Genomic DNA, 13562 nt, shown 5'->3' with positions numbered 1-13562 from the left:
ATGGCCGCCATGACCGCGGCTGCTGCACTGCGGTCTCGTTATCGCCGCCGCGATTAGCGATGGTGCAGCAAGCCGTTGACGGGGGTTTGGCCGTGGTTTGATAATGGATTTTCGCTAGAGTAAGGTCCCCGGGGCGCAGGCCGAAAGCGGCGCCATTTCATTGCAATGCCGCGATCTGGATTTGCTGCGATTATGAAAATCCGCCTTGCCTTGCTCGCCACGCTGATTTTTTCAATCGCGTCGCCAACCCTGTCCGTCGCCGCCGGCGATCGCTTCGCGCTGGTCATCGGCAACGCCAAATATCCCGACGCCGACGCACCGCTGAAGGAGCCGGTCAATGACGCGCGTGACGTCGCCGACGAGCTCAAGCGGGACGGCTTCACCGTCGAGGTCGGCGAGAACCTGACCGGCGACGGCATGCGCCGTGCCTTCGACCGGCTCTATGGCAAGATCAAGCCGGGCTCGGTCGCGCTGATCTTCTTCTCGGGTTACGGCATCCAGTCGAACCGGCAGAGCTACATGATCCCGATCGATGCCCAGATTTGGGCCGAGGCCGACGTCCGCCGCGACGGCTTCAGCCTCGAGACCGTGCTCGGCGAGATCAACAGCCGTGGCGCCGGGGTCAAGATCGCCCTGGTCGACGCCTCGCGGCGCAACCCGTTCGAGCGCCGCTTCCGCAGCTTCTCGGCCGGGCTCGCCCCGGTGATCGCACCCAACGGTACGTTGGTGATGTATTCGGCCGCGCTGTCGTCCGTGGTCTCTGACAATGGCAGCGACCGCAGCCTGTTCGTGCGGGAACTGCTGAAGGAGATCCGCACCCCCGACCTGATGGCGGAGGAAACGCTGAACCGCACCCGCGTCGGCGTCACCCGCGCCTCGCGGCAGGAACAGGTACCGTGGATCTCGTCGTCACTGGCCGAGGATTTCTCGTTCAGTCCAGCCGGCGCAGCCACTCCAGCCGGCGCAGCCATTCCAAGCGGCGCAGCCGTTCCAGGCGGCGCACCGGGACCATCGAACGCTGCGCCCGCGCCGGCCGCATCGCCGTCGCCCGAGGTGGCAACGGCACCGCCGATCTCGCCACCACCGGCTCCGCCAGCCCCGCCCGCTGCAACGCCGAAGCCGACACCGACACCTCCAGCGGCAACCGCGCCGACGCCACCACCAGCGCCGCCAAAGCCAGCCGTCGCGACAACACCGGCCGCACCCCCGCCTCCGCCAAAAGCGCCCGAGATCGCGCTGCCGCCTCCCGCGCCTCCGCCGCCGGTGGTGATCCAGCCCACGCCGGCCCCGAGCAATTCGCCGGTGCTCGCCGATGACCCGACGATCAAGAGCCTGAACGACAGGCTGGACAAGAATCCGGATGACGCGGCTGCGCTGTATCGCCGCGGCCAGGTCTTTGCCAGCAAGGGCGCCTACGACCTCGCGGTCAAGGACTTCACCAATTCGCTGCGGCTGAACCCGAAGGATGTCGAGGCCTATAACAACCGCTGCTGGGTTCGCACCGTGATCGGCGACCTGCAGGCGGCCCTGAAGGACTGCAACGAGGCGCTGCGGCTGCGCCCGAATTTCGTCGATGCGCTCGACAGCCGCGGGCTGATGAACCTGAAGGGCGGGCAGAACAAGAACGCCATCGCCGATTTCGACGCCGCGCTGAAGATCAACCCGCGGCTGACCTCGTCGCTTTACGGGCGCGGCCTTGCCAAGAAGCGCAACGGCGCGGTCGCGGAAGGCGATCTCGACATCGCCAACGCCAAGGCGATGGACCCGAACATCGTCAAGGAATTCGCCGACTACGGCGTGCAGTGACAAATGAACGAGGCCTGCCCGCGGCTCGAACCACGGGCGAAATTGCGCGACTAATCAGAGGGTGCGTGCCGGGCAGCGATGCCCGCGATCAATCCGAAGAGTTGCATGGAACCGCGCCAGCCGGCGCAGGAGGGACCGAAATGTTCAAGCCGTCGGCAAGGACCGCGATCCTTTCAATCGCGACCGTCGGCGCCATGCTCTCGTTCGGCATGGCGGCCGCCCGCGCTGGTGACGTCACTGAGGATCAGATCATCAAGGCGCTGACGCCCGAGAAGAAGCCGCTGACCCGCGGCCTTTCGGCCGGCCCGCAGACCTCGCCCGGGCTGAACGCCGACCAGGCCAAATTCGTGCAGAGCGTCCGTGGCCGCGCCACCCGCTCGCTGTCCTCGACTGAGCGCGAGGAAATCGCGACCATCGTCCAGGACAAGCCGAAGATCGATCTCGAGATCAACTTCGACTACAACTCCGCCGACATCAGCGCGAAGTCGCTGCCATCGGTGCAGGCGCTCGGCCGCGCCTTGACCAATCAGGACCTGAAGGGCTCGACCTTCGTGGTCGCCGGCCACACCGACGCCGCCGGCGGCGAGGACTACAATCAGGGCCTCTCGGAGCGCCGCGCCGACGCTATCAAGCGCTATCTGGTCGACAAATATGGCATCAACGGCACCGATCTCGTCACCGTCGGCTATGGCAAGAGCAAGCTAAAGGACCCGAGCCACCCGATGGCGGACGTCAACCGGCGGGTGCAGGTCGTGAACATGGAAAACAAGGACACCGCCGCCAAGTGATCGGCGGTGGCGTGGCCCCTTTTTGAGGTTACAATGCGTCCCGCACCCCGGCGGGGCGCATTTGCTTTAGGGCCGAGCCCCAAGGCGGCCCACAGGTGACCCGCCTCACATGACATCAGGGCATGATCCGGAACAATGGACCCCGGCCTTTCCGATGCCCACGCAATACGACGGCGAGATGAGACTTCGACGAGCGCCCAGGACAATCACTGTCGATACGCGCCAAGCTCTGGATTGATCAGGCGATGAATTTTTCCCAATACCTCAAGCCTGCGCTCGGCACGGTGGTTTTCCTCGCGCTGGCTATCGCCTATTACGCGTTCGAGCACCGCTCCCATCCGGAGGAGAAGGAGACGCCGGGCCAGGCACTGGTCGTGGTGACGAAGTCGACCAATGCCTGCTTCTCCGACATGGTCCGCGTCACCGGCTTCATCGTGCCGCGCCGCGAGGCGCAGGTGAACGTCGACCAGGACGGCTCCAAGGTCACCGACGTGCTGGTCCGCGAGGGTGACACCGTGACCGAGAACCAGGAACTGGCGCGGCTGACCCCGCCGCCGCAGCAGGCGGCGCAGGGCAATGCCAAACCGATCGTGCTGCGCGCGCCGGCCGCCGGCCTCGTCACCGAGGTGCGCACCGCGCCCGGCGCTCCGGCCTCGCCGCAAGCTCCGCCGATGTTCAAGATCTCCGTCAACAACGAGATCGAGCTCGATGCCGAGGTGCCGGGCTTCCAGCTCCTGAAGCTCAATCCCGGCGCCAATGTCCGGATCAGCCGCGACGACGCGCCCGACATCGTCGGCAAGGTCCGCCAGATCTCGCCGCAGATCGATCGCGCCACCCAGCTCGGGCATGTCCGCATCACCATCAACAACAATCCGACGCTGAAGGTCGGCATGTTCGCGCGCGCCAATATCGACGCCAAGCGCTCCTGCGGCGTCGCGGTGCCGCGCACCGCGATCGACCGCCTCACCCTGCAAGTCGTGAAGGGCAACACGGTCGAGACCCGCAGGGTGCGCGTCGGGCTGACCTCCGACACCTCGACCGAAATCCTTGAAGGCCTCGACGTCGGCGAAATCGTCGTGGCCGATGCTGGCACCTCGCTGCATGACGGCGACCAGATCAAGACCATGTTCGTCGACGAACTCGATCGCACGCGATCACGCTAATTCGGGCACGCTAATGGCTTTGAACATCTCGGCATGGTCGATCCGGAACCCGCTTCCCTCGATCGTCTTCTCGATCATCCTGCTGGTCCTGGGCTGGGTCTCCTTCACCAAGCTCGCCGTGACGCGGCTGCCGAGCGCCGACATTCCGGTGATCTCGGTCGCGGTGTCGCAGTTCGGCGCCGCGCCCTCGGAACTTGAGTCGCAGGTCACCAAAACGATCGAGGACGGCGTCTCCGGCGTCGAGGGCGTGCGCCATATCTCCTCCTCGATCACGGACGGCCTATCGGTGACCACGATCCAGTTCGCGCTGGAGACCAATACCGACCGCGCGCTCAACGACGTCAAGGACGCGGTGACGCGGGTGCGCGCCAACCTGCCGCAGAACGTCACCGAGCCGTTGATCCAGCGCGTCGACGTGATCGGCCTGCCGATCGTGACTTACGCCGCGATCTCGCCCGGCAAGACGCCGGAGCAGCTCTCTTACTTTGTCGACGACGTCGTCAAGCGCGCGCTGCAGGGCGTGCGCGGCGTCGCCCAGGTCGAGCGCATCGGCGGTGTCGAGCGCGAGATCCTGGTCTCGCTCGATCCCGACAAGCTGCAGGCGGTCGGGCTCACCGCGGTCAATGTCAGCCAGATCCTGCGCGGCACAAATGTCGACGTCGCCGGCGGCCGCGCCGAGATCGGCAAGAACGACCAGGCGATCCGGACGCTGGCCGGCGCCAAGACGCTGAACGAACTCGCCGGCACCATGATTCCGCTGTTCGGCGGCGGCGAGATCCGCCTCGACGATCTCGGCACCGTCACCGACACCATCGCCGACCGGCGCACCTTCGCCCGCTTCAACGGCGAGCCGGTGGTGGCACTCGGCATCAAGCGTTCCAAGGGCGCCAGCGACGTCGTCGTCGCGGCCGCGGTGCAGAAGCGGATCGACGCCCTGAAGGTGTCCTATCCCGACGTCGACCTCAAGCTGATCGATACCTCGGTCGAGTTCACCAAGGGCAATTACGAGGCCGCGATCTCGACCTTGTTCGAGGGCGCGATCCTCGCCGTCATCATCGTGCTGCTGTTCCTGCGCGACATGCGCGCTACCATCATCGCGGCGGTCTCGCTGCCGCTGTCGATCTTCCCGGCATTCTGGGCGATGGACCTGCTCGGCTTCTCGCTCAACCTGGTCTCCTTCCTCGCCATCACGCTGTCGACCGGCATCCTCGTCGACGACGCCATCGTCGAGATCGAGAACATCGTCCGCCACATGCGGATGGGCAAGACGCCCTACCGGGCAGCCCTTGAAGCCGCCGACGAGATCGGCCTTGCGGTGATCGCGATCTCGCTCACCATCATCGCGATCTTCGCGCCGGCGAGCTTCATGTCCGGGATCGCCGGGCAGTTCTTCAAGCAGTTCGGCATTACGGTGTCGGTGCAGGTGTTCTTCTCGCTGCTCGCCGCGCGCTTCGTGACGCCGATGCTGGCCGCATATTTCCTCAAGCATCATGACCACGACGACCCGCCGCCCGGCCGCATCCTGCGCAGCTATCACGGCCTCGTCACCTGGTCGGTGAAGCACCACTACATCACCGTGCTGATCGGATTTGCGGTGTTCGCCGCATCGATCTGGAGCATCACGCTGCTGCCGCAGGGCTTCCTGCCCGCGCAGGACACCGCGCGCTCGCTGCTCGCGATGGAGCTGCCGCCCGGCTCGCAGCTTGCCTATACCGAGAAAGTCACCGAGGAGATCGTGGCGCGCCTGCGCAAGCGGCCCGAGGTGCGCAGCGTGTTCGTCGACGGCGGCCGCGTGCCGCCGGGCATCCAGGAAGTGCGCCGCGCCGCGCTGATCATCAACTATACGCCGAAGGCGGACCGCAGGATCACCCAGCGCGAGCTGGAGCTGTCGATCGGCAAGGAGCTCGATAACGTCCCCGATATCAGGTTCTGGTTCCTCGACGAGAACGGCCTGCGCGCCATCTCGCTGGTCGTCACCGGCACCGACAGCAACATCGTCAACAACGTCGCCAGCGAACTGGCGACGCAGATGAAGCGGATCCCGATCATCGCCAACGTGATCTCGGAGACCGCGCTCGACCGGCCCGAACTGCGCATCCGTCCGCGCGCCGAGCTCGCGGCGCGGCTCGGCGTCTCGACCGAAAGCCTGTCGCAGACCATCCGCGTCGCCACCATCGGCGACGTCGGCCCGGCGCTGGCCAAGTTCGACGCCGGTGACCGCCAGGTGCCGATCCGCGTCCAGCTCGAGGACAATGCGCGCAGCGACCTGCAGATGCTGGAGCAACTGCGCGTGCCGCTCGGTCAGCGCGGCGAACGCGGCGGCGTGCCGCTCTCCGTCGTCGCCGACATCCAGCTCGATCAGGGCCCGACCAGCATCAACCGCTACGACCGCGAGCGGCAGGCCACCGTCGCCGCAGACCTCGTCGGCAATGCCGCGCTCGGCGATGCCACCAAACTGATTTACGACCTGCCCGTCATGAAGAGCCTGCCGAAGGGCGTCAAGGTCAGCCCGTCGGGCGATGCCGAGAGCCTCGCCGAACTGTCCGACGGCTTCGCGACCGCGATCACCGCCGGGCTGATGATGGTCTACGCCGTGCTGGTGCTGCTGTTCGGCACCTTCCTGCAGCCGATCACCATCCTGTTCTCGCTGCCGCTCTCGATCGGCGGCGCGATCGGCGCGCTGCTTTTGACCGGCAAGCAGCTCACGACGCCGGTGTGGATCGGCATCCTGATGCTGATGGGCATCGTCACCAAGAACGCCATCATGCTGGTGGAATTCGCGGTGGAGGCGATCCGCGACGGCAAGCCGCGCGAGGAAGCCATGATCGACGCCGGCATGAAGCGCGCCCGCCCGATCGTGATGACCACGATCGCGATGGCCGCCGGCATGATGCCCTCGGCCCTGGCGTTCGGCGCCGGCGGTGAATTCCGCTCGCCGATGGCGCTCGCGGTGATTGGCGGCCTGATCTTCTCGACCGTGTTGTCGCTGGTGTTCGTGCCGGCGATGTTCATGGTGATGGACGACATCGGCGGCCTGATCTGGCGCTTCGGCAAGCGGCTCGTGGTCTCGCATGCCGACCACGAGCTGACCCCGAGCGAGCACCCGGCCGACCAGACCAAGCGGCCGCCCGGCCCGCCGAGCGTGATCTCACCTGCGGCGGAGTGAGCTGAGGGTGCGGCGCGTCAGCGCACGATGAAGGGGTGCCCACCAAAATATCGAAAACAACCCCATGCAAAGTAGCCGGCGACTGCCGGCGTTCGACACGGCAGCTTGACTCGTCGGGCAAATCAGCGGCATTCTTCCATTATACAGAAATCGTGCAGACACCCTGCGGCTATGGCATATGGGAAAGCCCTGCTGCGCCGCTTTCCTGCGGCCATCCGTCGCGACGCCCGCCGTTGAGTCCACGGCCCCTCCAACACGTCGTCCCTGCCTAGTGCGCAATTGCGCACGGGAGCAGGGACCCATACGCCGCGGCGGACCTTGTTGCAGGGACTCGTCGTTCCAGCATCGCCCAACAATTAGCATTTGTGGTTATGGATCCTGCTTTCGCAGGGACGACGATGAGGATGGTTCTCGATTCAAGGCGTCACACCGCGCGGTGTCATCACCCGCGCAGGCGGGTGATCCAGTATTCCAGAGACTGCAGTGCTTGAATCGCCAGGCCGCGGCGTACTGGATCGCCCGGTCGAGCCGGGCGATGACAGCGGTGGACGAGGATATACGTCTTGTTTCGCGCCTAAACTGTAGATCCTCATGGTGAGGAGCGCCGCTTGCGGCGCGTCTCGAATCACGAGGCTAAGCACCTGCGCGGCCGGCGAAGACGCATATGCGATTGCCCTGCGGGCAAGCGGGAGAGGCGTAACGAGTCCGCTGCTAGTCCGATTCAATCTGGTTTCATCAAGCTCTAATACAGCCGCGTGCGATAGGCCTCTTCCATCGTCTTCTCGGCGACCTCGACCTCGACGGCGGCGGTCTGCTCGGCGATGATCCGGCCGAGCGTCGGGAAGCTGTGGCGCTCGACCTGCGCGGCCGGATTCCAGAGCTTTGAGCGCATCAGCGCCTTGCCGCAATGGAAGTAGGTCTCATCGACATGCACCTTGATGCCGATGATCGGCGTGACGTTCTGCACCGTCAGCGGCGTCAAAAGATCCGGCTCCTGCGAAATCTCGGCCCGCCCATTGATCCGCAGGGTCTCGTTGATGCCCGGCACCATGAAGATCAACCCGATCCCGGGTGAAGCGATGATATTGCCGAACGTATCGACGCGGTTGTTGCCGCGCCGATCCGGAATCAACAGCGTCTTGTCGTCGAGCACCGAGACGAAGCCTGGCGCATCGCCGCGCGGGCTGGCGTCGGCGTGGCCCTTGCCGTCGCTGGAGGCGATGACCAGGAACGGCGACAGTGCGATGAAGTCGCGGCAGAACTTGTCGAGATGGTTGAGCACCTTCTTCTCGGCGAGCGGGCTCAACTGCCCGAAATGCGCGCGAAGATCCTCCTGCGACTTGACCGGCGGCTTGCCGCCTGCGCCCTCGTGACCCATACCGAACCTCCCTTTGTTGTTAGTTTATACCGCGTCGATGCCGGAATCGATCCTCGCCGTCTGGCGTGCGCCGTCCGCGGCCGCAAAGCCCGGCTGGTCGAAGAAATCGCGGCCGGGAATCGCATCGAGCAGATCGCGGGTATAGGCTTGGCGCGGCGCGGTGAAGACCTCGGCGGTGGTGCCTTCCTCGACGATGTGCCCCTTCTGCAGCACGATGACGCGGTCGGCGATCTCGGCGGCGATGCGCAGATCGTGGGTGATGAAGATCATCGCAAGCCGCATTTCCTGGCGTAGCTCGGCGAGCAGTGCCAGCACCTGGGCCTGCACCGAAACGTCGAGCGCCGACACCGCCTCGTCGGCGATCAAGACCCGCGGCTTCAGCGCGAGCGCCCGCGCGATGCAGATCCGCTGCCGCTGGCCGCCCGAGAATTCGTGCGGATAGCGATCCGCGGCGGCCTCCGACAATCCGACCCGTGCCAGCAGCTTCCTTGCCTGCGCCATCGCCTCGGCGCGCGAGGTGCCGTAGGCCATTGGCCCGCGCGCGATGGCATCGCCGACCTTCTGGCGTGGATCGAGACTGGCAAACGGATCCTGGAACACGATCTGGAGCTGCCGCCGCGCCTGGCGCAACGCTTCACCACCCAGCTGCCGGAGATCGGCGCCGCCGAAGCGGATGGCGCCGGCATCCGGCTCGGTCAGCCGCAGGATCATGCGCCCCAGCGTCGACTTGCCGGAACCGGATTCGCCGACGATCGCCAGCGTCTCGCCCTCGTGCAAGGTCAGCGAGATGCCATCCGCGGCGACGACTTCACGCGGCGGCTGCAGCCAGCCGCGCTTGACCCGAAAGGTCTTCTGCAGGCCGACGACGTCCAGCAGCGGCTGCGGTCGCACGATCGTGTCATGGATGTCCGCGAGCCGCGCCTTCGGCACCGCGTCGATCAATTCGCGCGTGTAGGCGGCCTGTGGATTGCGCAGCACCTCGCTTGCCGTGCCCTGCTCGACCACCTTGCCATGGCGCAGCACCACGACGCGATCGGCAACATCGGCGACGACGCCGAAATCATGGGTAATCAGCAACACGCCCATGCCGCGCTCGCGCCGAAGATCGTCGATCAGGCGCAGGATCTGACGCTGGGTCGTGACATCGAGCGCGGTGGTCGGCTCGTCCGCGATCAGCAGCGCGGGCCGGTTGGCCATGGCCATCGCGATCATCACGCGCTGGCGCTGGCCGCCGGACAGCTCGAACGGATAGCTTTTTTCCAGCAGCTGAGGATTCGGCAGCCCGACCTGCGTCAGCAGCGTCTGCACCCGCTCGCGGACTTCCGCCATCGACGGCGTGGGCCGCTGGTGCGCCAGGATCATCTCCTCGATCTGTTTGCCGACCCGCTTGAGCGGGTTGAGCGAGGACAACGGCTCCTGAAAGATCATCGCGGCATTGCCGCCGCGCAGGTTCCGCAGACCGCAGCCGTCGAGCTTCGACGGATCCTGCCCTGCGACCGTCACAGCACCGGACACGATGTCGACGCCCCGCGGCAACAGCTGCAACACCGCATGGGCGATCATCGACTTGCCGGAGCCGGATTCGCCGACCAGACAGACCACCTCGTTCGGCTTGATCTCAAACGACACATTCTCGACCGCGAAGGGCCGGTCGCCGCCCTTGGGGAGCGCGATCGAGAGATCATCAACCGCGAGAACCGGCGCGTTGGTCTCCATGGATTCGCTCATGACCGGCGCCTCGAGACACGCGGGTTGAGCACATCGGACAGGCCCTCGCCGAACAGGTTGATCGCCAGCACGGTGACGAGGATGGCAAGCCCGGGAAACACGCTCATCCACCATGCATTCCGGATCACGGTGCGCCCCGCGCCGATCATGAAGCCCCACGACATCAAATTGGGATCGCCGAGCCCCATGAAGGACAACGCGCTTTCCAGCAGGATCGCGGTCGCCACCGTCAGCGACGTCACGACCAGGATCGGCGAGATCGCATTCGGCAGGATGTGGCCGAGCACGATGCGCCAGGTGCGCTCGCCCTGGCACAACGCCGCCTCGACGAACTCACGATGGCGCAGGCGCAGGAATTCCGCGCGCGTCAGCCGCGCCAGCGGCGGCCAGCTCACCGCCCCGATGGTCAGGATGATCGTGAGCAGAGACGGATTGAAGGTCGCGACCAGCAGGATGGCGAGCACGAAGGCCGGAATGGTCTGGAACAATTCCGTCATCCGCATCAGCACCAGATCGACCTTGCCGCCGAAATAGCCCGAGATCGCGCCGACTACGACGCCGATCGCCATCGCAGCGAGCGCCGATGCGATGCCGATCAACAGCGAGACGCGCGCGCCATAGGCGACGCCGGCCGCGACATCGCGGCCGAGCGTATCGCCGCCGAGCCACAGCCCGTCCTCGCCGGGCGGCGTGAACGGCGCGCCGACCATCTCCCAGGGCGAGACCGGAAACATGATCGGCGCGATGATCGCGACAACCACGATGATCAGCAGCAAGACAAGCCCGATCATGCCGCTGGGATGACGCAGGAAGGCGCGCACCGTCTCCATCACGCCGCTCCCGTGGTCATGCGCGGATCGATCAGCCGGTAGACCAAGTCGGTCAAAAGGTTGAGCGCGATCACGACGATCGAGAGGATCAGGAAGATGCCGAGCAGGACCGGATAGTCGCGCTGCAGCAGGGCTTCGAAGGTCAGGCGGCCAAGGCCGGGCCAGGCGAACACCGTCTCGATCACCACGGCGCCGCCGACCAGCGCGCCGGCCTGCATGCCGGCGACGGTGACGACCGGCACCAGCGCATTGCGCAGCATATGACCGACGACGATACGCGTGCCGGACAAGCCCTTGGCGCGCGCCGTCTTGATGAAGTCCTGTTGCGCGACCTCGATGATCGAGGAGCGCATCAGCCGCGCGTAGATCGCCAGATAGATCGCCGCCAGCGACGTCACCGGCATGATCATGTGCTTCATGATGTCGAGCGCGTGCGCGATCGGCGAGAGCTGGACGTTGATGGTCTCGTAGCCGAACGGCGGCAGCCAGCCGAGCGTCACCGAGAACACCAGCACCAGCATCAGGCCGAGCCAGAACACCGGCGTCGCATAGAGCACGAGCGAGAGCACGGTGAACACCGTATCGAGCACGCTGCCGGCCGCGAGCCCCGCCAGCGCGCCGAGCGCAGTGCCGATCAGGAGCGCGAGACAGAACGCCGTGACCGTCAGCAGCAGCGTCGCCGGCAACCGTTCGAGGATCAGATCGACGACGGGGCGGCGCTGGCGATAGGAATAGCCGAGATCGAGCCTGACGACGCGGCCGAGGTGGCTCACGAGCTGGACGAAATACGGCTTGTCGAGCCCGTACTCCTTGCGCAGATCGTCGAGCAGCTTTGGATCGGACGCGCCGGATTGCCCGGCCATCACCTGGGCCGGGTCGCCGGGGGCGGCCCGCACCAGCACGAAGTTGAACGTCGCGATGACGAGGATCACGGCCACGAGCTGTGCGATGCGGCTGATCGCCTGGAGCCCGATCGCCGCTGCGCTCCCGAGTGGCGTCACGATTTGTAGACCGACCCGAAGGTTTCGTGCGATCCGATGCCCGTCGTCACGATGTTCTTGAACGCCTTGTCGTAGATGATGGGATATTCGATCTCGAGCGTCCAGGCCACCGGCACATCCTCGACCAGGATCTGCTGAACCTTGCTGTAGAGCTCCCGGCGCTTGGCTTCATCGAGCGTGATTGCGGCCTCGTCGAACAGTTTGTCGACCTCGGGGTTCGAGTACCCCTGCGTGTTCGAGAACAGGATGCCCTTCTTGATGTTCGACGAGATATAGGTGCGCGCGACGCCGAGCGCGGGATCGCCGAGCTGGTAGAGCAGGTTCTGGGTCATCTCATAGTCCCAGTTGCCGACCTTCTCGGCCCAGCCGGCCATGTCGGTGCCGACCAGCACGAGGTCGATGCCGACGCGTGCAAAGCTCTGCCGGAAGAATTCGCCGGCGCGTTGATAGGACTCGCCATAGGGCGGCACGATATACTTGATCTCGGCCCGCTTGCCGTTGGCGCCAGGCTTCAATCCCATGTCGTCGAGCAGCGCCTTGGCCTTGTCCACCGAGAACTCGTAGCGCTTCACGTTCGGATCGTAGAACCGCGTCTTCGACGAGATCGGGCCGGTCGCGACCTTTGCGTTGCCGAAATACACGCGCTTGCTGAACGCCTCGCGGTCGATCAGGTGCATCACCGCCTGCCGGAACCGCTTGTCGTTCATCGGCGCGATGCGGTTGTTCATCTCGAGCCACTGGTGCGGCGCGAAATACTCGTAGCCCTTGGTGGTGAATTCGAGGTTCTTCTGCGCCTTGAAGCGCTGCACGTCATAGAATTCGACGTCGGACCATTGCACGAGTTGCACGGTGCCGTTCTCCAGCGCGAGCGCACGCGACGCCGCATCGGGAATCACGCGGTAGACGATCTCGTCGAGATAAGGCTCGTCCTTCAGATAGTAACCATCGTGGCGGACGAGATGGACATGCGAGCCGCGCACCCATTCCTTCAGCTTGAAGGGGCCGGTACCGATCGCCTTGTCGTTCTCCGGGTTCTTGCGATAGTCGGTGCCGTCATAGATGTGCTTGGGCACGATCGGCGCGGACGTGCAATCGAAGCAGCCGATGAACGGCGCGAACGGCTGCTTCAGCTTGAACACGACGGTGAGCGGATCGGGCGCTTCGGCCGACGCCACGCGGGCGAAGTTCTGCCGCGCGCGCGGATGCGTCTCCACCAGCAGCTTCATGCAGGTGAAGACCACGTCCTCCGAGGTCATCGGCTTGCCGTCGTGGAAGGTGATGCCGGGAAACAGCTTGAATGTGTAGGTCAGGCCGTCCGGCGAGATCTCCCAGGACTGCGCCATGCCGGGCATCGGCTTGAGGTCGGCGCCGTATTTCAGCAGGCCTTCATAGATCTTGCCGCCGAGCGTCAAGGTCGGTTGCTGCTGGTTCAGCGCGGTCACCAGAACCGGCGGCTCCGGCTGGATGATGGTGTTGAGCGTTCCACCGCGGGTCTGGCCCGCCGCCCGCGTGATGCCGAACGGGATGGCTGCACCGCAGGCCAGCATCGCCTTGGTGAATTCGCGTCTGTTCATCGGACCTCTCCGTCGCCGCGCGTCAGGCATTCGATTTCGGCGAATGTCGCGGGGTGAGGCATTGTTGCCAAACGCCGTATCCCGCGCTACCTGATTGGGGACAACAACCATCGCGATCGGGCCAACTG

General features: G+C 65.4%; 9 protein-coding genes. 4 read left to right on the top strand and 5 right to left on the bottom strand.

Going from position 1 to position 13562, the window contains the following annotated elements; all coding sequences use genetic code 11:
* Window positions 1-192: 192 nt before the first annotated feature.
* The 4 genes from ACVIGB_RS33525 to ACVIGB_RS33510 all read left to right on the top strand — a co-directional run bounded on the left by ACVIGB_RS33525 (window position 193) and on the right by ACVIGB_RS33510 (window position 6923).
* Window positions 193-1806 (top strand): caspase family protein, encoded by a 1614-nt coding sequence (locus ACVIGB_RS33525; protein ID WP_456719452.1) that lies wholly within the window; start codon window positions 193-195, stop codon window positions 1804-1806.
* A 140-nt stretch (window positions 1807-1946) separates the two neighbouring features.
* A complete protein-coding gene (locus ACVIGB_RS33520; protein WP_456719453.1) occupies window positions 1947-2594 on the top strand; it encodes an OmpA family protein in 648 nt (215 codons plus the stop codon).
* A gap of 245 nt (window positions 2595-2839) precedes the next feature.
* Window positions 2840-3757: an efflux RND transporter periplasmic adaptor subunit gene (locus ACVIGB_RS33515; protein WP_456719454.1), complete on the top strand. Its 918-nt coding sequence runs from the start codon at window positions 2840-2842 to the stop codon at window positions 3755-3757.
* A 13-nt stretch (window positions 3758-3770) separates the two neighbouring features.
* On the top strand, window positions 3771-6923 hold the full coding sequence (locus ACVIGB_RS33510; RefSeq protein WP_456719455.1) for an efflux RND transporter permease subunit: 3153 nt from the start codon (window positions 3771-3773) through the stop codon (window positions 6921-6923).
* Between the two features lie 742 nt (window positions 6924-7665).
* Here the strand turns inward: ACVIGB_RS33510 and ACVIGB_RS33505 are convergent.
* The 5 genes from ACVIGB_RS33505 to ACVIGB_RS33485 are packed head-to-tail and all read right to left on the bottom strand — an operon-like array spanning window position 7666 to window position 13434.
* Window positions 7666-8301 (bottom strand): pyridoxamine 5'-phosphate oxidase family protein, encoded by a 636-nt coding sequence (locus ACVIGB_RS33505; protein WP_375778091.1) that lies wholly within the window; start codon window positions 8299-8301, stop codon window positions 7666-7668.
* 24 nt (window positions 8302-8325) lie between these two features.
* Complete coding sequence (locus ACVIGB_RS33500) at window positions 8326-10029, bottom strand: dipeptide ABC transporter ATP-binding protein (RefSeq protein WP_456719456.1); 1704 nt, start codon at window positions 10027-10029, stop codon at window positions 8326-8328.
* Window positions 10026-10859 (bottom strand): ABC transporter permease, encoded by an 834-nt coding sequence (locus ACVIGB_RS33495; protein WP_456719457.1) that lies wholly within the window; start codon window positions 10857-10859, stop codon window positions 10026-10028. The genes ACVIGB_RS33500 and ACVIGB_RS33495 overlap by 4 nt, the downstream gene beginning before the upstream one ends.
* Complete coding sequence (locus ACVIGB_RS33490; RefSeq protein ID WP_456719458.1) at window positions 10859-11860, bottom strand: ABC transporter permease; 1002 nt, start codon at window positions 11858-11860, stop codon at window positions 10859-10861. Before ACVIGB_RS33490 ends, ACVIGB_RS33495 begins: the two co-directional genes overlap by 1 nt.
* Window positions 11857-13434, bottom strand: a complete 1578-nt coding sequence (locus tag ACVIGB_RS33485; RefSeq protein WP_456719459.1) for an ABC transporter substrate-binding protein — start codon at window positions 13432-13434, stop codon at window positions 11857-11859. The genes ACVIGB_RS33490 and ACVIGB_RS33485 overlap by 4 nt, the downstream gene beginning before the upstream one ends.
* Window positions 13435-13562: the final 128 nt, after the last annotated feature.

Source organism: Bradyrhizobium sp. USDA 4341 (assembly GCF_054063755.1).
The sequence above is the reverse complement of the archived record's forward strand: the minus strand, read 5'-3'. Positions and strand labels throughout refer to the sequence as shown.